Source organism: Flavobacterium sp. B183 (assembly GCF_023539155.1).
Taxonomy (GTDB): Bacteria; Bacteroidota; Bacteroidia; order Flavobacteriales; family Flavobacteriaceae; genus Flavobacterium; species Flavobacterium tructae.
On the sequence record NZ_CP097434.1, the window covers coordinates 1,331,721 to 1,355,054 of the forward strand.

Consider the following 23,334-nt stretch of genomic DNA (forward strand, 5'->3'; position numbering starts at 1 on the left):
CTATGTAAAGCTTAAAGCCTATTGCTTAATGCTTACAGCAAGAATTAAAATAATTCTCTTGGGTCTGTTAGTTTTCCAGTAACAGCAGCTGCGGCAGCCATAATCGGACTTGCTAATAATGTTCTGGAACCTGGGCCCTGACGACCTTCAAAATTTCTGTTGGAGGTACTTACTGCATATTTTCCGGCAGGAACTTTGTCGTCGTTCATAGCCAGACATGCAGAGCAACCAGGCTGACGTAATACAAAACCAGCATCCGTAAGAATATCTAAAATACCTTCTTCTTTAATTTGAGCTTCAACAACATGAGAGCCGGGAACTAGCCAAGCCGTTACATTGTCAGCTTTTTTTCTTCCTTTAACAATCTCGGCAAAAGCTCTGAAATCTTCAATACGCCCATTGGTACAACTTCCTAAGAAAACATAGTCAATTGGTTTTCCGATCATTACATCGTCTTCTTTAAAGCCCATGTAAGCCAAAGATTTTTTGTAAGTTTCCTCGCCACCTTCAACTTCTTTTGCATTTGGGATATGTTTTGAGATACCAATTCCCATTCCCGGGTTAGTACCATAAGTAATCATTGGTTCGATATCGGAAGCATTGATGTTCAGTTCGGCATCAAAAACAGCATCAGGATCCGTTTTTAGGGTTTTCCAGTAGGCAACCGCTTTGTCCCATGCTTCTCCTTTTGGAGTGAATAATCTTCCTTCAAGGAAATCAAAAGTAGTCTGATCCGGAGCGATCATCCCGCCTCGGGCACCCATTTCAATACTTAGATTACAAACCGTCATACGGCCTTCCATGGTCATATTTTCGAAAACATCTCCGGCATATTCAACAAAATAACCGGTTCCGCCTGAAGTCGTTAACTGAGCGATAATGTAAAGCGCAACATCTTTTGGTCCAACTCCTTTGCTTAACTGACCGTTTACGTTGATACGCATTTTTTTTGGTTTTGGCTGCATGATACATTGCGTAGAAAGAACCATCTCAACCTCAGAAGTTCCGATACCAAAAGCAATCGCTCCAAAAGCACCGTGAGTAGAGGTGTGTGAATCTCCGCAAACAATAGTAGCACCTGGCAAAGTAATTCCATTTTCAGGACCCACTACGTGTACAATTCCATTTTTAATGTGTCCTAGTCCCCAGTGTGAAATTCCGTATTCATTGGCGTTGTCTTCAAGTGCTTTCAGCTGATTGGCGGACAGAGCATCTTGTACTGGCAGGTGTTGGTTAATAGTTGGAGTATTGTGGTCTGCAGTTGCAAAAGTACGCTCCGGATATAAAACGGAAACGCCTCTGGCTTTTAATCCTAGAAAAGCAACGGGACTTGTAACTTCGTGAATAAAATGGCGGTCAATAAAAAACACATCTGGTCCATCTTCAATTTTACGCACTACATGTGAATCCCATACTTTGTCAAATAATGTCTTACTCATTGTTTTGTTTTTTTAATTGTAATTTCTATAACCACAGCAATTTCTGCTTATATATAATAGGAAAGCAAAATTAAAAAAGCTAAAAAGTGGTCAATTTCAATATTTCATTATATACGATACCCAAACTAAAAATACGAATTGCGATTGGCTTTTGAAAAATCTGTTTTTGGCCGCAAAAAGAATGGCAGATAAGTATTGTTTTTCTTTCCGAAGTTAATTTCCAGAGAGTAGCTTTGAATTTTAGCAGTTGATGAATTTGCCTTGAAATCACCATAAAATATAGGTTTTAGGTTTTAAAAATGTAACAAAACCAACAAAAAAGGCGATTTTTATTGATTTTGAATTCCTTTTTAAGTTTTTGGGATCTCAGATAAAAACACTTTTTAAGCGCACTTTGACGCCTTGAGGAGGAATATGTATTTGTGTTTTTTTATTGGAAATAATACGACATCCAAGAAGCGTATTTTTTCTTTTTTAGAATGAAATTAAATGAAGAAGTTATAATCGGCAAAACCAAAAGTGCAAAAATACAAAACAAGTTTTAGTTCAAAAATACAAAAAGACTGACTAAGAAAAAGCTTTTCATTTAAACGTTCTTTAAACCACATTTAAATTAAAAAGGCCACTACAATGAAAGCGGCCTTTTTAATTTAATCTATTGTATCAAATTTTACTATTTTTTATAGATCATTATATCGGTATAACTCGACGAATAGTTTATGGTTGTTTGCATTTTTTCTGTATAAGCTCCATTAAAAGGGTTACTCAATGGTGTTTTTGTTTCAATCCATTCACAGAGCTCAATAATTGATGATTTGTTTGAGGTAAAATAAAAGTACTTGGTGTCATCCAAAACGTTTAAGACATCTAAATAATCACGCAATTTCCAAAAGTTTTTGTATGTTCCGCTTTCGGTTGACAAATATGGTGGGTCAACTAAAAAAATGACATTATGAAAGTCTTTGTATTTAGAAAACAATTCTTTATAACATTTGCTAGTTACTTCAATACCTTTTAAGTAACCATCAGCAAAATAATCTGATTTCCTTAAACAATTATAAAGGGTTTCTTTTTCCAGTTGTTCATAACTTTGAACATATTTCATACTGAATAACAGATTACTGGATAAAGTTATGAAATCTACATATCCATCATATTGTGCCTTCTTTATGCAGTTCAGAACATTTGTTCTTTCTAAACCTGATATCTTCTTTTCAGGTGCACAAGCCCGCAGAATGTGCCTTAAACGACTGAGCAATAAATTTGTTCTATCTATATTCTCTAAACGTTCTTTATAATTATCAAAATCATTATAAATTACTGTGGCATGAGGGTAAATAGATTTAACGTTGTGACTTAGTAAGCCACTACCTCCAAATAAATCTACATAAGTTGCTGTTGGTGAGTATTCTTTTAAAGCTATCTCAAACTGCTTTAAAAATTTGCGTTTTTGCCCCATAAATGGCAGAGGTGCTGATTTAAAAATTTTCTTTTTTTCCATTCGTTTTTTGATTGATGATTGATTATATTTGCACTTCCTACAGTAATAAAACATGACGCAAGAAGCCACAGCTCGGAAGACTTATTGTCCTCCAAACGCTGTGGCTTTATGCTGTCTGAAAATAATTACTGTAGGAAGGTATATTATTAGTTTGGAGGACTCTTTTTATTCCTCCTTTGTACCCAACATTTTTTTATACTGTTAGGTAAATTGAATCTTTTAGAGACCCAACTTATTATTATAAGTAGTAGTATTAATAGAAATACCCAAACATAAAACCCAAATTGAAAACCATTAGTCTTAGCGTTTTTGTTTCTGTGTACTTTATCTTTTTCTGTCGCCTTTTGTTCTCCAACATCAGATTCTACCAGTGTTTTTTCGGTTCTGACAGCTTCTTTTTTTTCTAACTCGTTTAAATTACTAGAATTTGTGTTCTTGTTGATTTCGCCACCTTCTAAATAGATTTCTTCCTTCAACTTTCCATTTACATAATGCTTATAATGAAACGGTTTCCTAATGCCTGAACTATCCAGTTCTGCAATACTTGAAAGTTTCAAATTATCATTTAATGTTAATTGATGTTTCTGGTAATTTAAATTTATATTAAGAGATTGCTGAAATAAAGAATCTAAGTACTTGGACACCGATTCTTTTTCTTTTTCAATTGTTTTCTCAACTGTAACAGTTTTAGTTTTACAGCCTAGTATGGACAATATCATAATAATGAAAACTAATTTTTTCATCTTAAATATGTTTTGTAATTGACTTTGATACAGCTTTTAATGTTGCTGCATAATTAGGGTCTGTAGCATATCCAGCTTTTGCAATCGCATCAAAAAATTTGATGTAATTATTTTTTACTTTTAAGGCCTCAGAGTAGCGTTTGTTTTTAATAAAAAACTGCGCATGATCATTAAAACAATCTTCAGGAGTAGAGTACTTTCTGAAATAGTCCTTTCCTTTATGCTTAAACATTTTAACTCCATTACGAACGACAGGAGTTGAAGAAATATGAACTGGCATTGGGTTTTTGACATTTTTTGTGTATTCAGTAGTTGTCAATAATTGCTCATTTCCATTTAAACCGTCTGTATCTTTAACTCCAAAAAACATGTTTCCGGGAGCGACTTCTCCCCACGCAGATTCAAGGGCAGCCTGAGTTAAAATTGCAATAGCAGAAATTCCTGTTTTTAATTCTACTCTTTGAGCATGTGGTAGAAATGTTTCTACAAATAATCTAGGCGTCATAATCTCCTTTCTTTGAAAATAATGGTGTGATACTTGGAAGAACTGCTGATAGAATCAATCCAATTAATTTAATTCGATTGATTACTACAAGAGACAATCCTGCATCTTGCAAAAGATCAAACTTTGTGTCGATGAAGCCTGTTAAAACGATAAGTAAGCTTACTATTACTGCGATTTTTGATTTATTCATATAATTAAATTTAAAGTTATTTTTATTCCGGATCGAAAACTATTGAAGCGACAATTTTCAACCAGCCAGACGAAGTTTTCTCGTAAATTAAGGGGCCAATTTCTTCAATGAGATTGCAGTGCACTCGAAAACCATTTACTGCATTTGGATATGTGGTGTTCAAATATGTGAGTGTCAAAGTTGTCAAAGTTGGATTGTTAACCGCAATCTGCAAATCAATATTGCCAGTACTACTATTCGCAAAACTTCCATTAACTGATACTGGTATCACCTGTTTAACTGCGCCCCAGCCTACCGGATTTGTTGCATTTGTATATGTTGTTCCAGTCCCACCATACGTTGGTGAAAATATAAACCCTCCACCTTCAACAGGATTCACAAGTTTGATTTTATCACTGTTTACTTCGGCTCTTGTGTTATCGTCATGATTCTCTATAACATTACCTGAGATATCCATCTGATTGTTTAACGTACTTGAACTCATACTTATGTTCCCGCTAAAAATAGAGGTGCTAGGAAACGCAATCACAGAGTTTGAGCTTAGAAAGTTACCGTTATTCACTACTTGCTGTAACGTTTGAGGTATATCATCAAGGGTAGCAAGTACATGTTCTCCTACTTTATTTGGAAACGTAAGTACAGAGTTTCCTGTATAACTATTTGGATCCGGAAATCTCACAGCTGTGCTCCAAAATTCACTATAAGATCTTATGTTAAACTGACTACTCATATTACCAATTTCCCATCCAGTACTGCTATAATCATTTCTAACAAATAGACCTAAATTCCCCAATGTTGAATAAATTGCCGAAACTATACCAGGATTGGTATTTCTAACGGAGAACCCCCCATTTGAAATCCCCATACCAATTTCTATATTAGCCCCTGGTGTGCTAAAATTGTAGTCTCCACCATTGTCCAAAACTTGTTGTAGGGTCTGAGAACCTAAAGAACTTTGTGGAACAAATTTCACAATATTATCAAGCCCTCGAACAAGTAGGGAATCCGTTTTTTTGCCGGGATTAACTGTGCTTAAACGTAAAGGCTTTTGGATAGTGTATTCTTGCGGAATCTGAACCTGAGAAAATGCTGTAAATGACACAGCAAAGAGTAAAATTAAATGTATTCGTTTCATTTTTTTAATTATTGATTAGTTGTGTTTGTATTTATGCGTTTGTAATTATACTGTAATTTATGAGTGCACTTTTTTCGCCACCATTGTAATATGCAGTAATCCAAGTTCCGTCAACAAATCCCTGAACAAGGTCATTTTTTTCAAGTGTGTACTTTTTTGCAGGATCATTGTTAGTTGGATGCTTGAAAATTAAGAGTTCTCCAACCGTAATAAACTTTGCTCGACCAACCAATTCTGAATGCGCATCAGGATCAGTTTTATGCGCATCAAACTGAGATTTTTCAGCTTTGGCGTTTAAAGTTTGGATGAGATTCTGAACGGAGCTTTGCGGTATTGTTTCATCCTTATGCCAAAATGAATCCCATGTAGCCCAGTACTGAGCCTCTGTTGGTTTTTTTCCAGTTAAAAACCAGTTTCTAATTGCACTTTTATCTGCCATTTTTACAAGCGTATTAATACATAATGTAATGAGATCTTTTGGTACTTGTTCCCCACTAACTCTGTTAAAATCACTTTGAAAGATGTTGATGTACGATCTCTCGTTTGCAACCATGTGTTTGCATCCTGTGACCAATCTGAAGCTTCTGAGTAAATATTTACCAATGGAATGTATCTATTTGTACCAACATCACCGAAAGTTATTGTTACTAAATCTTCATCAAAGACATCACCAATATAAAGTTCTCCTGCATGCAAAATTTTATCTACATAAGTAACCTTATTCTTTACGAAATCCGGTTTTGTAGAATCTGTTTGATTCATGTCAGCTTGTACCTGAACTTTCGCGCCTTCCTGTATTGTATCAAGTTTAGTCCTAATTGTTGTTAGAGAAGTGTTGATTGTTGTTAAGGAAGCATTTATTGTTTGAAAAATTCCTGCTAATTCTTTCGTTTGTGGTGGTCTTATAAAACTACTCCAAGGCCATGAAACATCAGCCGTTCCAAATGTTGCATATCGGATCGAATGAACTTCTTTTACTGTACCATTTTCAAAGGCGCGATTAACTGGCTCTTCGATAATGATAACTTTCGAATCCATAGTTACCGAGGCCTCACGAAAGTCTATAGGCTCACCATTAATGAAAATAACGCCATTTGTTACTGTCGTTCCAACTAACTCACAACCCGAAATAATTGTTAGATCGCCTGCAAGTTGACCAAAAGACTCAAAAATTTTAAAAGCAGTTTGTAACTCTTGGAGCCTCTCTGTTTTTAATGGGAAACCTCCTGTCTGATTAAAATTTGATCTATTCATTGATAAAAATATTGTAGCGTTTTCCGCCTGTTTTGTAAAATTTAACATGTGCATGAAGCACATGAATTTGGGTTTTGAAAATTTCTTCAGGAACGAAGACAATAAAGTCTAATCCTGTATCTGAGGTCTCAGATTCAGTCCTTAGCCAAATTGTATGATCTTCAGCATCCATTTCTAAAAATAAATCCTGATCTTCAGCATCTGTGTAGACATAAGTAGTCTCATAAATTTGACCGTCAGTTATGTAAATTCTTCTTTCAATCGGGTCAAACTTGTCATTCAATGAACCTCTCAAATAACATATTTGCCCTGAATGCTCTAATTTGTAAATATTGTCTATTCTCCAATTGAACCACTTGTAATAAATCATGTCGATTGGTTTTAAAATAATTTTTACAAATAATATTGTTAAAGAATCACGCCATTTGATCGGTAACATTTGAATTCCAAAAATTTTCCAATCAATATCAAACCACATATTTTATATTTTCAAATGTTACTATCTCGAAATAACCACTTTCGGCAATTTTTGATACGTTAATAGGTTGAGGCGTTCCATAATCATTTAGTTCTGGATTAATCCAAGAGCTTTCTGCTTTATTTAATGTTGCATCTAAAACGCCAGAAATAAGTTGCAGTTTGTCAATTATTGCTGATAGCCTTAATTCACCATTAAAATCTAGTTCCTTCATAAATTCTTTTAATGAATCTTGGATTGGATAATTACCGTTTAATTTGCTCATCCCTTTATCATCTAGCACTAAAGAATCTCTTTTAATAGTTATGTCTAAGTAAAGTCGGTCAGCTTTATAATTTATAACTGTAACCTGAACACCTGCTATTCTAATTTCTTTAATGTATTGATTGATTGCTTCTATTTGTGAATTGTCTTCAAATGCTGTCAAAACACCATCTGTTTCACCCGCAATTTTTAGAATCAGACGACTACTTTCAGCAGCTTCATTTACTGCAGCATATTTGATGATTTTTGAAGCTTCAATTTGCTGTTCTGTTGCATTACTATTATCATAATAGTCTTTATCTGCAACTAAATCAAAACCATACTGAAAGCGTAACGCCATTGTACGATACCATGGTAAACCTCCCGGCTTTTCATTCGCTAAACGGTTATCAACTTCTTTTGTATGCTCATCAAAGTACGTTTCCATTATCCAAATTGCACTTGCAATTATGAATGTAAAAGCACGATATATTGAAAACATGCTAGTTGAATTTAAGTAAGTTGATAAAACTTCATTAGAAGCAATATCCTTCAGCATGACGTTATGTATTTGTGTTATTGTTCGTGCCATTATTGAACTATGTTATCATTTTCTATTACCCAGTATCCTATTCCTGAATTATTTTCAATCAAATCAATGTTTTCTTGAGTTAAAGAAGTTGCAGGATCCATTTTGTTGTTAACAAAAAAATTTATCACTTCTTGATTTCCGTAGTCCCTAAAAGGAATATTTAAAATTTGTCCGGGAACAAGCTCTCGTGTAATACTAATACCATTAAGCAAAGCAATGTCAGCAATGGCTTCAATTGTACCACAATGTCTTATAGCAACATCTAATAGAGATTGATTATTCAGTACTGTTATTTTCGTCATCTAGTTCAAATTGTTTGTAAAACTTTTTGTTAATTATTCTAATTAGAGTTTTTGCATACTTAACTCCAAGACTGTCTAAATTCTCCAAAAGACTTACTAATAACTGCCAAATTATACCTAACAAAACAACCCAATACAACCAAGAAAAAGGATTAAGTTCTAAGTCTATAACCGTAATAAAATCAGAGTTTTGAGCAAAAGTGTTTAGAATGTAAATTGGGACTAAATACGTTGCTATTTTTAGCAACATTCTGCCAAATTTCCTGCTTTCATGACGCTCATTCCTTTTAAGAGAAGCTTTTATTCCTGTGTACCACTCTGAGACAAGCAATACAACATAAGCCATTAAAAAAGATGATTAAAGCCAAACAAAAAGCTAACTGTTGAGAAAATAAACGCCACGATTAAATCAATTTTGATAATAGAAGTTGATGTATAAAAGAAACCAAACGCACTTTTTAGGAATTCATTAAAATCAATAAAACCAAAACCTTTTAATATGTAATTAACTATTCTAATCATAAATCTATACTTAAATTCTCAATCCCGTTACTAGTGTCAATAACTGCATTATTATACCCATCATAGTTCAATTGTAGTTTTAAATCACGTTTAAATTCATCAGCACTAATTGTTTTGTTAATAAACTTGATGTAGTTTATTGCACCAAAACCGGCCAAAGGAAATTCTTTTATTTCACCCGGTTGTAAATCCAAAATATCTTCAACATGTTGTTGATCGCTTTGACCTGTTGCGAAGTCTGAACCCTCAGCACTCGTGCTGAATTTTAAACTACCATTGTCATTTCGCAATAAATCTAATCTCATTTTATTCTATTTTTCCAGTACCTGTTCCTGCCTGATTGGTTGCAGAACCAGTAGTAGTTACATTGACCGTCACGGTTCCTGATTTTATATACTTACTTATTGCTGCAGCTAACTTACTTGCATAAACTTCTTTTGCTTCATCGTAATTTGAGGACTGTATCATTTCATCCTGTAGTTCTACAACTTCTGTTATAAATTGTTGGTCATTTAGCGCCATCAGCTTAATAATTTGTTAGTCTTTTCATTTAACTGCTTAAAGAACACTTTATCAGCCGGTGAAAAATTACCAGGGCCACTTGGTGTCATAATTACAGCCTTATCAATTTGATTAAAAGCATCGTTTAAAATCGATTTAAGATTCGCATCTTTGTTCTCAATTCTAAACTTCTGATCTTTCAATTCGAATATTTGATCGCTTATTTTTATTTTAACTTTATCTATTTCAGAAACTCGCAGAATGAAGGCATTGTCTTCGTTCTCCAACCGTCCAATAATTACTTTTGAACCTATCTTTGGATAAACTGTAAATTGGCTCTCAAAATCTCCGATAATGGCATTTAAACGAACATCTTCGTAATGATCGACGGTACAAGTGTCGTTGTCTATTTCTTTAACTGTTCCAACCAGTAACGAAAACTTTGTTTTGCCTTTCGTTGAAGCATTTAAAGCATTTTTAAACAACTGATCTAGCTCGTTCATAGTTTGTAACTTAAATTGTTTGATCTCTTAATCCCTTCAGAACCGCTTACCTCAATTGTGACACTCTCAATAAAGTATCGTCCGTCTTGGTGTCGATCTTTGTAAAATGGTCTGTACAATTGTGCAGCGTGGCCGGGTTTTGTTCTTGGGTAACACCAACCGTCCAAAGTTCCTTCGAAACCACTATAAGAAACACTTGTTTGCTGTTTGTCTGCCCATAATTTAAGTTCTGCGGTTTTCATGTTTGGCCATAACTTGATTGTTTTTTCATCACCACCTTTTTCTCCAACAGAAACTTTTAAGACATTACCATCAGATTGTTTGCTTTCAACAGTTAGAAAGATTGGTTTACTTTCTTTTTGCGCAAATTTTAGACTACTACCTCTACGTACATTTTCACTAAAATTGTATTTATGAACCGTTTCAGCTTTGAAGTCAACTATCATTCCAACACATATTGTTGTAGGGTCTTTGAAATAAGCTCTTATTCCTGCTTTGTCTCTCAATTCGTCTAGTACATTGTATGGTGTAGCATCTTCAATTAACCATTTACCAATACTGTATTCAGCATTACATTCAATTTTATATTTAGGAGGCAAAACAGCAGTTAAAATATCAATGAGTTTTCCCGACTTAATGAACTTCGTAATTCTTGGAGCTTTTTTAAGTTGAAACATTTCATCTTCACACTCTAAAAGCATTGGCATTTCAGCACCAATTTTGGAAATGTATCCTTCAAATTCTGTTTGCAAATCATCATCATAACCGAGTTCTATTTTGATAGAGTCCCCTCGTTTCATAAAATCAAGAATTGATTTTCCTGATATGTTTATTGACTTGCCAATTTCATCAACTGCATTCCTAAACTCTCTTGGTAGTTCTAGTTTAGCAGTATTAGAAAGAACCTGAACACTTGATTCTATTTTGATTGACTGGCAGACACGAAAAACTATGTTATCAGCAATTGTAATCTTTATACTGATATTGTGATACAAATAATTCATTTTAACGATTAGGTTTCATGAGTGTAAAATTGACTGCCTTGATTGAACTGGCATTTATTGTAAATTGCACAGTGTCCTGATAACCTTCAACTGCTGTAAAGGAAATTGATTTAAAATACAAGCTGTCAATGTCACGTTCTTCAAACTGTTTGCCTACCACTTTTACTACTCCATTGTATCTCCAATTTTGATTCAATCTCCTGACTTCATCACTTGGATAGACCCTATTGTTAAGATCGATTAACAAACCATTCATTGTAATATCCCACGGTTTTGTATTCCAACGCTCAATAACTACAGGATCATCGTCATTTACTTCAGTTTCTATAAGAGATTTTTCCTGTGTAAACCCAACTAGCAATGGAGGCGCAAACAAATTTCCTTTATCACCGTGTAAAATCGCTGAAAATTCGAGAGGTTCTAAATTAGGAACAACCATTTTTACATACTCTACATTTGATTCTTGGAGCGGGTAGGTTTGAAATGAGTACTTTTTTTGATCTGTTTTATCAACAAATACTTTTTCAATTGCCTTTCCGGCAGCCATCATTCCAAAAGCAGCAGCATAACGTGCTACTAAATCGATCGTAATGTTTTTGGGGAACTCTGTAACATCACTAAATACCTTTTTGTAAGGTTCAGTTATCATCATTATACTGCCATTTTTGGAGCTATTATGCCCATATCAACTAAATATTTAACTTGCGCCCATTTCTCTGCCCAAACGATATCCGACAACTGTTCCGGGAAAGGGATATGAAGAATGTGACTTATCATTGCATCCATTTTAAAGATTAAATCTTTGTCATCATCTTGAATCAGCCCCGAACAGTCGTCTAATACTTTTTTATGACATTCTCTCTAATTGGAATGAGTTCGGCCAATCCGCTAACACATGTCAGAAATAAAGCATCATCATTTAAAATTTGATCTTTATCCGTTAATACACAGCTTTTAACTAAGATTTCTTGCGCCTTTGCAGGGTTGACATGTTGATACTTTAAATATTGCCCCATTGTTCTTCGATCAGGAACACACACAATAACTTCTAAAATTTCGTTGTAAGCATCATCCAACGGTATCTCAATTCGTCTTAACTGGTCAATGCCGCCAGCATTTTTAATTTGTTCATCACTTAGTTTTTTGATTGCTTTTTGGGTTTCTTGTGCCATTATTTTATATTGTTTAAATTTGATTTAAACGCCCTCTCATATAAGAGGGCGTGTTGAAAAATGATTATTGTTTAAGCTGCTACGTTTAATTCAACTTTGATAGCAAACATTGTGTATTCTTTTTTAAGCCCCATTTCACCTGTAACCTCGCGTCCTTCGTTTTGAAATTTCACTAATAAGCGATCTGTAACAATGATGTTAAACTCGTTTGTGAATGTTACAATAATGTTGAATGGCTTAATATTTAAAATACTTCCACCGGAGGCAGCTATTTCTAAAGGCACAATGTCGTGCATCATAAAACCAATTGTAGCATTAGGTGTAATTTTGCCTGAGCTCCAACTTGTAGCGTGATTTCCGAGAGTATAATTCAATTGATTTTCCTGTTCATTACCGTAAGTAATTGAGGTTACTTCAATTGTCACACCTTCGATAAATACTTCAACATCGGCGCTGTCATAGGCTTTTCCGTTTCTTGTGACTGTAGCCATTATTGATTAGCTTTTAAATTAATTGTTCCGTTTAAAAATCCTAAAACTCCAGTTGGTTGTACATTGAAAGAAACATTTAAAACCTTTTCAACCAGCAGATCACTATCCGGGTCTACTACTGTTCTACCGGAAGAAATTTCAACTGCATTTTGCATATCAGTAAAAATGTTATTTCCGATTGTTTCTAAATGTGTCACAACTCCTGTAGGCAATTTGCCGTTTTGGTTTACAGGATAAGTTTTTTTTACTTTTGGAAGAAAGGCAGTTCTAAGCTGTCTTGAGCAATCATCCATCATTCGACCATAAGCAATTGTATGCTCATTCATGTTGCCTTCAGCATCTATAATAATAGGTGCGCAAACATGGTCATTGTTGATTCGTATTCCCGCTAATCCGGCATAAGACAGCCCGAACACATAGCCTTTGTCTTCAAATGTTTGTAATTCTGCGTATAAATCTTTGTTTGTTTTGTGATTTGATAATCCGGGAATCATCCAAGCTGATTTTGCACCATCCATTAAATTAAAGGCTTCGTTATCACCAATATTTTGATTAATAGCACTTGCAGCACATACCCCAATATCGTTCCCACATCAGCGAATTTTTGTGCGATACCTGTTTTCGTTTCTGCATATTGCCAGTCTTGACCAATAACAATTGTAACTTTTGTAGCAGAGACAGTTTCAATGTCTCTCAAGTCAGGAACTACAGAAGCTACTCCGTTTAAACCGTAACCTTCAACAAAAATGTGTGTTGGCATAAATTGGTTATATGCCCATTCTGCTGTACCCTGTGCTAATGGAATACTTTCAAAAACATCATCAGGTAAACCGTTATTATATGTAATCGGGTCTTCTGAATCTGTGACAGGATTTAGAGCTATCGCAACTTGACGGACTCTGTAATCAGCATCGATTAATAATCGCTTTAATTTATCTCCCACTGTATCCGCAGCAATGGTTTCTAAAGTTTCTGTTTGAGAAACTACCATAAAAAACAGAGGTATTCCTTCACCGGCCATTCGATAAAATTCTCGTACATGTCTGTATACATTTACATTGTTTGCTTTATCAAACTCGGCCGTAATTCCATTTTGTTCAGCATCGTATAACCCATAAAACGTTACCGTTTTTTTGAATGCGAGAGTGGGAATAGCAGGAGAACTGACAATGATAGCCGATACACGTCTATCATTGTTTAGTCTATTTGCGCCAACTTTGCCTTTTTTTAGTTGTACAGCGTCTAAATTTGCCATTTTAAAAAGTTTTTAATTGTTATTCAACTATACCTGAAACTATTGCACCAGCACCATATTCTTGCTTTTTATCAGTTAGACCGTAACAGTGCAAACGAATTTCGGATTGTGGGTCAGGATTTCTCGTATCTTGAATCATTGGTTTATAAAGCACTTTTACAGCTTCAATATGATGCACAATATTTGGAGCATAATAAAGCAAAGAACCATTTCTGTCTGTATTTTCATTAACACCACTTAGAACTGGTTTGTCATTACCGTTGAATTTTACTGAACTGTTATTTTCAAAAAATTTAAGTTTGAAAAATCTTTTCAATTCACCGGTTACGGGGTCAATTTCGATATCACGAATGTTATTTGTGCTGCCTCTATCTTCGATAAGGTCTTGCCTGTGTTCAGCACAAAGAATCATAAATACCTGAGCCCAGTCTGTAAAATTCAATCCTTCAGCCAGACTATAGTATTTGATCATGTCAGAATACTTCATTTTTTTTCGACCTGTTCCGTCATCCTCTCCTGTTGTTCTAAGAATTGGAGTTTTTGATGTGTTTTCTTTCGGAGCAATTTTTCTTAAAGCGTAATCTCTCACCCCCATTCTAAACGCTTCATTGTGCAATCTTCGTAGCTCACTCTCTCTATCAAAGGCCATTGCTCGTAAAGATTTGTCCGTAACTATAGTCAAATCAGTATCTAACTTATCCCACTCAATTAAGCCCTTTTTGTTTGGTATGTCGACTGGTTCAAACTCAGTAGTTTTATTGACATGAAATTTAATTTCATTAATCAATTTGTTGAATTTAATACCGTCCTTATCGAGAGCATCCGCTGACGGCGCTTTGAACGTCCCTATAAAGTCATCTTTATAATTTCTAAATTCTTCTAAAAGTTGAGGCTCAACGTATTGTTCAAGCCATAATCCATCAACTAATTTTGCCATTTATTTTTTGTATTTTGCGTTAAATAATTCTTTGAATTTTTCAGGTTCTTTTTCAGCCATAGCCTCTAAATCTCTAGGAGCTTCGCTTTGCCACTTGTCAAAATCCCAGTTCTCACGGCCAGTAGAGCCATTTACATTTACTGGTGTTTGGATTAGTGATGAAACAGGTGTACGTACTGGAATAGCAGCTAAAACAGTATTTAAAGTTTCAATTCCTGATGCGGTTGCAATGCCTTCATAAATGGCAACCTGATCAGCGGTGATTCTGCCTTCTTTTTTTGCAGTTTCAATCGCAGCACTGATAACAGTTTTAGTATGATCAGCTAATTTGTTCTCAGCATCTTTCTGTTTTTGTTTAGCTTCTGCCAACTCTGTTTTAAGTGTGTTTTCTTTACCTTCAAAATGTTGTTTGATAGCTTCAATAACGGCTGTATCAGAGCTCTGCTCATTTAAACCTGTTAGGCCAAGAGCTTCAATAATGGGTCTTTTCATATTGGTATCTAAATTTAATTCTGTGTTTTGAGGAATAAGTAAAGCAGAGAATCGATTATATGTTTCTTTCACGCCTAATTGTTCCGGGTTGATGGTATCTGTAGTAATTGTTTCAGGTTCAATAATACCTGTAATTAATCCCTCTTTTAAAGCTTCTTGCGCAGAAAACCAGTTATCACCAGTAAGCCATTTTTTTACATAGCTCTCAGGCTTACCCGTCTTATCCATAAGCTTTTTAATGAAATTGATTTCTATAGCATTCAAAAGCTTTGCATTGTTCGTGTGATCTAATGCAGTACCGTAAGTACTGCCCGATGGAGCGTGAATCATCATATACCCATTTTCTACCATATAAACATTTTGTTTGCGGGCAAGACTGATTACTGCGGCCATCGAGGCAGCTATACCTACGATAATAAAATCAATATTCTTTTTTGAGCGTTCAATCGTATTGTACATTAAATTTCCATCAAATACTGACCCTCCATACGAGTGCATTTTTACAATTACTTTTTCGTATTGTGCTTCTAATTCTGTAAACAATGAGACGAACTCCATTCCGTTTCCATCCCATATTACACCGTATGCTGTGATTGTATTTTGTCTTACTGAGAAATTCATTTTTTAAACTTTGATGCAAAGATGTGGGGTTAAAATGAGGTACAAAAAATTGTTCGCAAGGGTTGCAACAATTTTAGTTTACACCTTGATTTAAAAGCATTTTTGCATTAAAAGTCAAAATTTACTATGTCAAAAACTATAACGAACCATGCAAAAAAAGCAATGGCCGAAAAGATGTTTGTTGAAGATGGCATGACTTGCAAAGCCATATCAGAACAGTTAGATATTTCAGAACAAACATTGTCCAAATGGAGAAAAGAAGGTCGATGGGATGATAAGCGAGCAGAAATGTTAGCCTCACCACATAAGATTCGCGAATTACTCATTAAAGAACTGAAAACAGTTGCTGAGGGAGGTACATCTGTAATAGATGCTGATGCATTAGCAAAAATTAATAAAGTTATTGAAACACTTTCCAGTAGCACCAGTGTACAGATTGTATTTTCAGTATTCAAAGAATTTGATAACTGGATGGCCGATCAAGACCCTAAAACAGCAGTGTTATTTACAGAGTATCACAAACAATTTATTCTTTACAAAATCAATCAGGAAGGCTAATGAGTCCAAAATGGGAAAAGTTAATTAAGCAGTACGAAGAACATTGCATTCGGATTAAAAAAGCAACTACAGTTAACATCAATGAGAAACCTACTGATAAATTAAACCGTATTAAGGAGCTTGAGAAAGATTATATAAAGTGGTTTGAATACTACTTCCCAAACTATGCGAAAGCTCCTTGCGCACCTTATCATAGAGAACTTGCCGATAAGATAATTCAAAACAAAATAGTTGATTTACTTGGTGAAATTTATCGCTCTGGTGCAAAAAGTGTGCATTTAGGCATGGGAATTCCTCTATTTCTGTATTTCACTAAAGATTTATTTTACATGATGCTAATAGGTCAAACAGACCCAAAAGCTAAAAAACTAATCGGAAAAATTCAGGCTCAATTAAAATCTAATTCGAGATTGATTAATGATTACGGAAAAAGGTTCAACTATGGCGACTGGACTACTGGAGACTTTACAACTGTAGACGGAGTAAAGTTCAAAGCAATGAGTATTGGTCAATCACCACGTGGGGAAAGTGAAGAGGAAAACCGCCCGGATTATATTCTGATTGATGACGTTGACACAAAGAAAAGAGTTAAAAACGATAAACTTTCTCGCGAGGCCTATGAATGGGTATGGGAAGATTTAAGAGGAACTTTTGACGAAGGAGGTGCAAGACAAAGATTTATCTGTGCAAACAACAACTTTCATAAAAATTGCATTATCAACCTATTAAAACAGGAATTTGTTCGAATAAACGAAAGAGCGAAAGAAGCGGGACGAAAGATCAGGCATTTTGTAGTAACTGCAAAAGCTGTCAAGGATTTAACAACATTTGAACCCAGTTGGCCGGGCAAGACAACTGCTGCATACTGGCGGGCTAAGTATGAAGAAACTCCCTACCGTTCATTTATGCGTGAATATATGCATGTCCATATACAGGAAGGTGTAATTTTTAAGCCTGAACACATGCAATATAAGGAAATGCTTTCGCTGGATAAATATGATGCTTTGTGCTTTTATGGCGATTTGAGTTATAAAGATGCGGGAGATTACAAAGGTATGGGATTAGTAGGAAAACATAACAGGGAATATCATTTGATCTTTTGCTTTTTAAGGCAGACAAGCAGAAAAAACCTTGCTAAATGGCTATATGATTTAGTAGAAGATCACAACTTACTAAACTACAATATCAGATACAAAATTGAAGGTTTGTTTGCAATGGATGAGTTTGTCAATGACTTTGACTTAGAAGGAGACGAAAGAGGATGGCATGTACCTGTGACAGCTGATAAAAAAGGAAAAGACGGCAAATTTGAACGTATTGAGAGTATGGAGGGATATTTTGAGAGATTAAATGTGTTTTTCAATATCCTTTTTAAAGGAAACAATGACTTTCAAACAATGGAAGATCAATTGTTAGCCTTTGAAAAAGGAAGTGGAGCAAATGATGACGGACCCGATTTCTTTCAAAGTGGAATTGCAAATGTTAACAAAACAACATTCGTAGCCAAGTTCCCACCACAATCAACGAGTCGTAAGGAAATAATAAAAGAAAAAAACAATAGGTACTAATGCGATTCATAAAAAATGCAGATTATGATGTTTTGATTCGTACAGAAATCAAAAACATTCTACTTGAAAATTACACAGAAAGAAAGCTTTTTTCTGCTGAGGAAATGGCTATTTCTCAAATCAAAAACTATTTAGCTGGGCGTTACGATGTTGAATTAATTTTTATGCCTTCTGCTGAGCCTTCAGATGACAACCCTGAGCCAAAAGAAACACGTAATGCATTTATCATTATGACTGTTATTGATTGCGCCTTATACCACCTGTATTCTTCGCAAGCACCTAACAAAATACCTGAACATAGATCAAACCGGTATCAAGATGCTTTGGAATGGCTAAAGTTAATGCTTGAGGGAAAAAGCACTGCTGACCTTCCTTTGATAAAAGACAAGCAAACCGGAGAAACAAAAGAAAGCTTCCGATTAACCAGTAATCACAAACGTAACAATAACAAATGGTAACGCCTTAGATTTAAAACCCGTTTAAACTCAATTTTAAGGCACAATTTTATTTTTAATGAGAAAGAATACCAAAACTATAATAAACAAGCGAAATAGAGCCGTTTTTTCGCCAAGCGCAAAAACTACTGCAAGACCTCATAATTCAAGTATCAACCCAGATGCAATTATAATGCAGATTGCAAAAGATTATAAAGACCGAAGCCGAAAAGATATCGATTCTTGGCGCAAGGCTTTAATGGCTATTGATCATGTAGAAAAACCAAGATACAATCGTTACTACGACTTGGTTGACGATCTTAAAACGGACGGTACATTAATCAAAAATGTAATTTTAAGAAAAACTGCAACACTAAGTGTAGGTTTCCAAATACGCAATGAGAAAACCAATCAAATCAACGAAGAAGCTACTAAATTAATTAATCAAAAATGGTTTTATCGTTATTTGAGTTGGCAACTGGATGCTATCATTTTTGGAGCAAAGGTTGTCGAGTTTTTAGAATTTAATGATAAAAAAATAAAGCTTACTGTTCTGCCTACAAGAAACTTAGTTCCAAGTCAGAAAAGGATATACCCTGATTTAACAAAAGACAATGTTTTCATTAATTATGATTCTCCGGGAGAAAAACCTTGGTTAATTGAGCTCAATGGGGACGACCCATTAGGTTTAATAAATAACATTATTCCAAACTTGATTTGGAAACGTAACGTTGCTCAATCGTGGGCAGAATTCTGCGAAAAATTTGGAATGCCAATGATTTCGGCTACCACAAACAATAATAACCAAGCTCACATTAACAATGTTGAGAAACAGTTATTGGCTCTCGCTGAAGCTTCGGTTGGTGTGTTTCCTGAAGGAACAACTGTTAAGTTTGATGAAGCTAATAGAACCGATGCATACAATGTTTACTCAAAATTTATTGAGTACAACAGTAATGAGATTTCAGGGTTTTAGTTGGCTCTAATACTTTAGGGAGCAATGATGCAAATCGTTCTAACACTGAAGTACATGAACGAAGTTTAGATTACAAAATTAGTCAATCAGATCGCCGAGATATAAGCTTTACAATCAATGATGATTTACTCGAATTGCTTAAAATGCAAGGTTACAAAAGCATATCGGATGATGATATTTTCGAATGGATTGAAAGTAAAGAAGAAATTGATCTAACTAAATTTTGGGAAATTGTCAAAGGCATTATGGAAGAATACGAAGTAGATGAAGAATGGATATCAAAAACCTTTAATATTCCGATTATTGGCAAAAAAAAAGTACAGTCCCAACTATAACGGAGAGCCCGAGTAATATAACTGCTTTATTTAAAGCTCCTAATTATCCAATTTCGTCATGTTGTCCAGGAAACAATTTTCCAATTGCTGCATCGAACACAAATCGATTGAATGAACTAAACAACCAATTATTAGAAGCACTTTGGCATGATAAAGATACTGTAGGAACAGAAGGTAGTTTAATTGCAGAAGAAGCTTTGCAGTTAGTGGAAGGCTTAAAATCTGGGTATGGTGCAATTGCAGGATACAACACGCCCGATACTTTAGCATATCAGTTGATGGAATACAACCTGTTTGAATTTTCTGCTTCAAAGACCGAGGCACGTTTAGCTGCTATGACAACTTTGCTTGTGGATAAAGACAAAAATCAAATTCGATCTGAATCTGATTTTAAACGACTGGCTAATGAGAGAATTAAGGATTTAAACGATAATTATTTAACTACAGAATACAATTTATCGGTTTCAGTTGGTCAAAACTCTGCAGCATATCACCGATTTATAGCTGAGAAAGATACTGTCACTTCTTATGTCCAGTATGAAACTGCGGGAGATTCGAAAGTAAGAGACGAACATGCAAAACTTGACGGAAAGATATTTGATTTAAATGATAATGAAGCAATGAAGCTTTTTCCTCCTAATGGTCATGGTTGCAGATGTGAATTTAAACAATACCCAAGTACACCCAAAGCAGGAGAAGTTATGAGCGGGAAAATTGCTCAAGAGATTTTAAACGCTGAAAGTGGTAAATGGTCAGACAGCCAATTTAATATCAACAGAGGTGATTTAAATCAAGTATTTACAAAATCCCAGTTCTATAGTGATATTAAAGGATTACCGGCCAAATTGAACAATATGACCTACGACAAGTATGATTTAGATGCTTGGAGTACGTTTAAATCTGATTTAAACCCTATTTCTCTTGATGATAGTATTACACCTGAGAATGTAAAAGAGTTGTTCAAAAAAGACAAACAAGCCGATTTTATGGGCTTTACAGATTACTATGGACGTAAAATGGTGCTGACTGAAAACAGCTTTAATCATCATACAAGAGGCAAATATGTCAAGCCAAACGAAAATAAACATCAATTATTTGCCCATGTAAAGGAGGTTTTAAGTAAACCGGATGAAGTCTGGTATAACACTAGAGATAAAGTTAGTGGTAAATTCCAATCAAGATATTTAAAGTTTTACAATGACATGATACTTGTGATTGATTGTGAAATGACTGAAAATGGTTTAGAAATTAGATCTTGGTACAAAGCACAAATAGACGGCAGGAGCTTACGTAAAGGTCTTTTAGTCAGAAATGAAAGGAATCAATAATTAAAAAAATATGGCTAAAAAATCAAAACTAGAATTGATTATGGATCTTGCCGATAAAATGTTTAATAACAAATTGTCGAAAGTGCAAGGAAAGCTTTCAGAGGCCTCTGATAAAATGGAAGGAAAACTCAAAGGTTTCAATGCAACACAGGTTAAAATATTCTCAAAAATTGGAGATGCTTTTGACCCCGTTAAAATTAATCAAATGTCTGAGCTATTTGATAAAGTATCAGAACAATTAGATTTTACTAAAGAAATAAGCAACACTAAAACAGCATTGCAGCAAATGGGCGTTGGGAATTTAGAGGAAGTAAGTAAAGATGTACACAGGCTAAGTAAAGTTTATAGTGAGGACAGTTTAGAAATTGTAAAAGCGGCTAATACAATGACTAAGCAGATAGGTGGAACTTTTGAAAACAATTTAAAAATCCTTGAAGATGGTTATCAAAAGGGGGCAAATCTAAATGGCGATATGTTAGACCAGTTTAAAGAGTACAGCCCACAAATTAGAGAACTTGGTTTAGATGCATCGCAAACACTTGCTATTATGGCAAATGCCAATAAACAAGGAATATTTTCGGACAAAGCTATTGACTCTATAAAAGAAGCAAATTTGTCATTAAAAGAAATGGGAACAGCTCAGGTTGAAGCTTTAGCCGGTATTGGTTTAAGTGTAAAAGATTTAGCCGGGAAAACATCTTTCGAAGCCGTTCAAATGATTTCAAAGAGCATGGAAGGCGCAACTGCTCAGGCAAAGCAATTGGCATTGACAGACATTTTTAAAGGAGCGGGTGAAGATGCTGGAATGGCTTTTATACTTGGTTTGGGCGATATGGAACTAGACCCTAGTAAAATTGATTCCTTTAAAAAAGCTGATGAAGGTATAAATACGTGGATAGCCAATCTACAATCATCAATTGCTGAAGGAATGGGCAATTGGGCGCCTGCAATAGAAGCAATTGGTTCAGGTGCGGGAACTATTAATGAAATAACAGGTTTATTTAGTGGTTTTATAGGTGTATTGGATAAACTTGGCATTACACAGAAAATTGTAACTGGCGCACAATGGCTTTGGAATGCAGCAATGACTGCCAATCCTATAGGCATTATTATCGTTGCAATAGCCGCTTTGATAGGGATAATCGTTCTAGCAATACAAAAATGGGACGAATGGGGTGCTGCTTTAATGGTATTTTTAGGGCCAATTGGTTTAGTTGTTAGTGCCTTTAAATCAGTCTATGACCATTGGGAAAGTATAAAACTAGCGTTTCAGACTGATGGTATAATTGCCGGTATTAAGAGAATAGGATTTGTTTTACTAGATGCTTTATTAAAGCCATTACAGCAGGTATTAGAGTTAGCAGCAAAGATTGACCCAACAGGATTAGCTCAAAAGGGATTAGACAAAATAAAACAGTTTAGAGAACTTAATAGCTTGGTTACACCGGGAGAAAAAGAAGCAAGAAAACTGTCTAATTCAGCGACAGATAAAGCACCTAACAGTCCATTACTGAAAGCCCCTGTTATAGACGGTAAACTTGCACCGGATGGGAAGAAGAAAAAGCAAGGGGAAGATGTAAGCAGGGTCGCAGGTTCTGCAAACCAAATAAGAAAGATTGATATTCGAATCGATTCATTTAACAAAGGAGGTATAAACGTTGCTCAAAGTGCTTATGAAGGAATGACAAAAGATGATATTGAAGCATGGTTTAAGGAAATGATGAGACGTGTAATTATTAATGCTGAAACTGTTTAGTATGGTTGAATTTATGACCAAACTAAAAAGGCTATCCAAACTTTACAAAAAGTTTCCTGAATTGGCCGCTATAGAGGCGGTCAATTTCACTAAGGAACGTTTTGTACGTAAAAATTGGGTTGATCGAAGTGTAGAACCATGGGAGCCTCGAAAGAGAACAAAAAACAAAAAAGGAAACAGAGGGGCTTTAATGGTGAGATCTGGGCGTTTAAAACGTTCAATACGCAAACTAAAAGTATCTCGTAATAGTGTTACAATCGGTACAGATGTACCATATGCAGAATCACATAATGATGGGTTAGAGATCAACAAAGTAGTAAATATTAAAAGACACAGTAGAAAAAGAAAAGGAAGAACATCAACGGTCAAATCTCATAGCCGAAAAATGAATCTTAAACTACCTGAAAGAAGATTTATGGGAGAATCTGCATTATTACTACGTAGGATTGAGCGATTGATGGAACGAGAAATGAAAAACATTTTACAATAAGTTTAAACA

30 protein-coding genes and 1 pseudogene are annotated in these 23,334 nt (G+C 34.9%); 8 read left to right on the forward strand and 23 right to left on the reverse strand.

The features are described 5' to 3' along the window. Positions 1–44: 44 nt before the first annotated feature. The 23 genes and pseudogenes from leuC to M4I44_RS06015 all read right to left on the reverse strand — a co-directional run bounded on the left by leuC (position 45) and on the right by M4I44_RS06015 (position 15,880). Complete coding sequence (gene leuC / locus M4I44_RS05905; RefSeq protein WP_070906060.1) at positions 45–1,439, reverse strand: 3-isopropylmalate dehydratase large subunit; 1,395 nt, start codon at positions 1,437–1,439, stop codon at positions 45–47. Between the two features lie 673 nt (positions 1,440–2,112). Beyond that, positions 2,113–2,940 carry a DNA adenine methylase gene (locus M4I44_RS05910; RefSeq protein WP_249966779.1) on the reverse strand — a complete coding sequence of 276 codons (828 nt, stop codon included), beginning with the start codon at positions 2,938–2,940 and terminating at the stop codon, positions 2,113–2,115. A gap of 146 nt (positions 2,941–3,086) precedes the next feature. Further along, positions 3,087–3,683 carry a hypothetical protein gene (locus tag M4I44_RS05915; protein WP_249966780.1) on the reverse strand — a complete coding sequence of 199 codons (597 nt, stop codon included), beginning with the start codon at positions 3,681–3,683 and terminating at the stop codon, positions 3,087–3,089. A 1-nt stretch (position 3,684) separates the two neighbouring features. Continuing rightward, on the reverse strand, positions 3,685–4,188 hold the full coding sequence (locus M4I44_RS05920; protein WP_249966781.1) for a glycoside hydrolase family 73 protein: 504 nt from the start codon (positions 4,186–4,188) through the stop codon (positions 3,685–3,687). Continuing rightward, the gene (locus M4I44_RS05925) at positions 4,178–4,378 is read right to left on the reverse strand and encodes a hypothetical protein (protein ID WP_249966782.1); all 201 of its coding nucleotides are present in this window, start codon (positions 4,376–4,378) and stop codon (positions 4,178–4,180) included. The genes M4I44_RS05920 and M4I44_RS05925 overlap by 11 nt, the downstream gene beginning before the upstream one ends. Before the next feature lie 22 nt (positions 4,379–4,400). Then, complete coding sequence (locus M4I44_RS05930) at positions 4,401–5,513, reverse strand: hypothetical protein (protein WP_249966783.1); 1,113 nt, start codon at positions 5,511–5,513, stop codon at positions 4,401–4,403. 31 nt (positions 5,514–5,544) lie between these two features. Beyond that, positions 5,545–5,952 (reverse strand): hypothetical protein, encoded by a 408-nt coding sequence (locus M4I44_RS05935; RefSeq protein WP_249966784.1) that lies wholly within the window; start codon positions 5,950–5,952, stop codon positions 5,545–5,547. Between the two features lie 2 nt (positions 5,953–5,954). Then, positions 5,955–6,767, reverse strand: coding sequence for a hypothetical protein (locus M4I44_RS05940; protein WP_249966785.1), 813 nt, complete (start codon positions 6,765–6,767; stop codon positions 5,955–5,957). Then, entirely contained in the window at positions 6,760–7,245 is a 486-nt protein-coding gene (locus M4I44_RS05945; protein ID WP_249966786.1) for a hypothetical protein, read from the reverse strand. Before M4I44_RS05945 ends, M4I44_RS05940 begins: the two co-directional genes overlap by 8 nt. After that, the gene (locus M4I44_RS05950; RefSeq protein WP_249966787.1) at positions 7,235–8,080 is read right to left on the reverse strand and encodes a nucleotidyltransferase; all 846 of its coding nucleotides are present in this window, start codon (positions 8,078–8,080) and stop codon (positions 7,235–7,237) included. The genes M4I44_RS05945 and M4I44_RS05950 overlap by 11 nt, the downstream gene beginning before the upstream one ends. Continuing rightward, positions 8,080–8,382 (reverse strand): hypothetical protein, encoded by a 303-nt coding sequence (locus M4I44_RS05955; protein WP_249966789.1) that lies wholly within the window; start codon positions 8,380–8,382, stop codon positions 8,080–8,082. Before M4I44_RS05955 ends, M4I44_RS05950 begins: the two co-directional genes overlap by 1 nt. Continuing rightward, entirely contained in the window at positions 8,357–8,728 is a 372-nt protein-coding gene (locus tag M4I44_RS05960; protein WP_249966790.1) for a phage holin family protein, read from the reverse strand. Before M4I44_RS05960 ends, M4I44_RS05955 begins: the two co-directional genes overlap by 26 nt. A 172-nt stretch (positions 8,729–8,900) precedes the next feature. Next, the gene (locus M4I44_RS05965) at positions 8,901–9,209 is read right to left on the reverse strand and encodes a hypothetical protein (RefSeq protein ID WP_249966792.1); all 309 of its coding nucleotides are present in this window, start codon (positions 9,207–9,209) and stop codon (positions 8,901–8,903) included. Between the two features lies 1 nt (position 9,210). Beyond that, positions 9,211–9,426, reverse strand: a complete 216-nt coding sequence (locus M4I44_RS05970) for a hypothetical protein (protein ID WP_249966793.1) — start codon at positions 9,424–9,426, stop codon at positions 9,211–9,213. After that, on the reverse strand, positions 9,426–9,908 hold the full coding sequence (locus tag M4I44_RS05975) for a hypothetical protein (RefSeq protein ID WP_249966795.1): 483 nt from the start codon (positions 9,906–9,908) through the stop codon (positions 9,426–9,428). The genes M4I44_RS05970 and M4I44_RS05975 overlap by 1 nt, the downstream gene beginning before the upstream one ends. Then, positions 9,905–10,912 (reverse strand): hypothetical protein, encoded by a 1,008-nt coding sequence (locus M4I44_RS05980; protein WP_249966797.1) that lies wholly within the window; start codon positions 10,910–10,912, stop codon positions 9,905–9,907. The genes M4I44_RS05975 and M4I44_RS05980 overlap by 4 nt, the downstream gene beginning before the upstream one ends. A gap of 1 nt (position 10,913) precedes the next feature. After that, entirely contained in the window at positions 10,914–11,564 is a 651-nt protein-coding gene (locus M4I44_RS05985; protein ID WP_249966798.1) for a DUF6046 domain-containing protein, read from the reverse strand. Next, a complete protein-coding gene (locus M4I44_RS22520) occupies positions 11,564–11,689 on the reverse strand; it encodes a hypothetical protein (RefSeq protein ID WP_256472444.1) in 126 nt (41 codons plus the stop codon). Before M4I44_RS22520 ends, M4I44_RS05985 begins: the two co-directional genes overlap by 1 nt. A 59-nt stretch (positions 11,690–11,748) precedes the next feature. Continuing rightward, positions 11,749–12,084 (reverse strand): hypothetical protein, encoded by a 336-nt coding sequence (locus tag M4I44_RS05990; RefSeq protein ID WP_249966799.1) that lies wholly within the window; start codon positions 12,082–12,084, stop codon positions 11,749–11,751. A gap of 71 nt (positions 12,085–12,155) precedes the next feature. Then, entirely contained in the window at positions 12,156–12,575 is a 420-nt protein-coding gene (locus M4I44_RS05995; RefSeq protein WP_249966801.1) for a hypothetical protein, read from the reverse strand. Beyond that, positions 12,575–13,830 (reverse strand): annotated as a pseudogene (locus M4I44_RS22585) (DUF2586 family protein). Before M4I44_RS22585 ends, M4I44_RS05995 begins: the two are co-directional and overlap by 1 nt. 19 nt (positions 13,831–13,849) lie before the next feature. Next, entirely contained in the window at positions 13,850–14,767 is a 918-nt protein-coding gene (locus M4I44_RS06010) for a hypothetical protein (protein WP_249966804.1), read from the reverse strand. Then, positions 14,768–15,880, reverse strand: a complete 1,113-nt coding sequence (locus M4I44_RS06015; protein WP_249966805.1) for an ATP-dependent Clp protease proteolytic subunit — start codon at positions 15,878–15,880, stop codon at positions 14,768–14,770. Positions 15,881–16,006: 126 nt separating this feature from the next. Here M4I44_RS06015 and M4I44_RS06020 point away from each other — a divergent pair, with 126 nt between their 5' ends. The 8 genes from M4I44_RS06020 (at position 16,007) to M4I44_RS06055 (ending at position 23,325) form a co-directional block, all read left to right on the forward strand. After that, positions 16,007–16,438 (forward strand): helix-turn-helix domain-containing protein, encoded by a 432-nt coding sequence (locus tag M4I44_RS06020; RefSeq protein WP_249966806.1) that lies wholly within the window; start codon positions 16,007–16,009, stop codon positions 16,436–16,438. Next, entirely contained in the window at positions 16,438–18,006 is a 1,569-nt protein-coding gene (locus M4I44_RS06025; protein WP_249966807.1) for a hypothetical protein, read from the forward strand. The genes M4I44_RS06020 and M4I44_RS06025 overlap by 1 nt, the downstream gene beginning before the upstream one ends. After that, positions 18,006–18,464, forward strand: coding sequence for a phage protein Gp36 family protein (locus M4I44_RS06030; protein ID WP_249966808.1), 459 nt, complete (start codon positions 18,006–18,008; stop codon positions 18,462–18,464). The genes M4I44_RS06025 and M4I44_RS06030 overlap by 1 nt, the downstream gene beginning before the upstream one ends. 55 nt (positions 18,465–18,519) lie before the next feature. Continuing rightward, positions 18,520–19,416 carry a DUF935 family protein gene (locus M4I44_RS06035; RefSeq protein WP_249966809.1) on the forward strand — a complete coding sequence of 299 codons (897 nt, stop codon included), beginning with the start codon at positions 18,520–18,522 and terminating at the stop codon, positions 19,414–19,416. A 143-nt stretch (positions 19,417–19,559) separates the two neighbouring features. After that, a complete protein-coding gene (locus M4I44_RS06040) occupies positions 19,560–19,751 on the forward strand; it encodes a hypothetical protein (protein ID WP_249966810.1) in 192 nt (63 codons plus the stop codon). 107 nt (positions 19,752–19,858) lie between these two features. After that, entirely contained in the window at positions 19,859–21,079 is a 1,221-nt protein-coding gene (locus M4I44_RS06045) for a phage minor head protein (protein ID WP_249966811.1), read from the forward strand. 10 nt (positions 21,080–21,089) lie between these two features. Next, a complete protein-coding gene (locus M4I44_RS06050; RefSeq protein ID WP_249966812.1) occupies positions 21,090–22,835 on the forward strand; it encodes a phage tail tape measure protein in 1,746 nt (581 codons plus the stop codon). 1 nt (position 22,836) lies between these two features. Continuing rightward, positions 22,837–23,325, forward strand: coding sequence for a phage virion morphogenesis protein (locus M4I44_RS06055; RefSeq protein ID WP_249966813.1), 489 nt, complete (start codon positions 22,837–22,839; stop codon positions 23,323–23,325). The last annotated feature ends 9 nt before the right edge of the window (positions 23,326–23,334 follow it).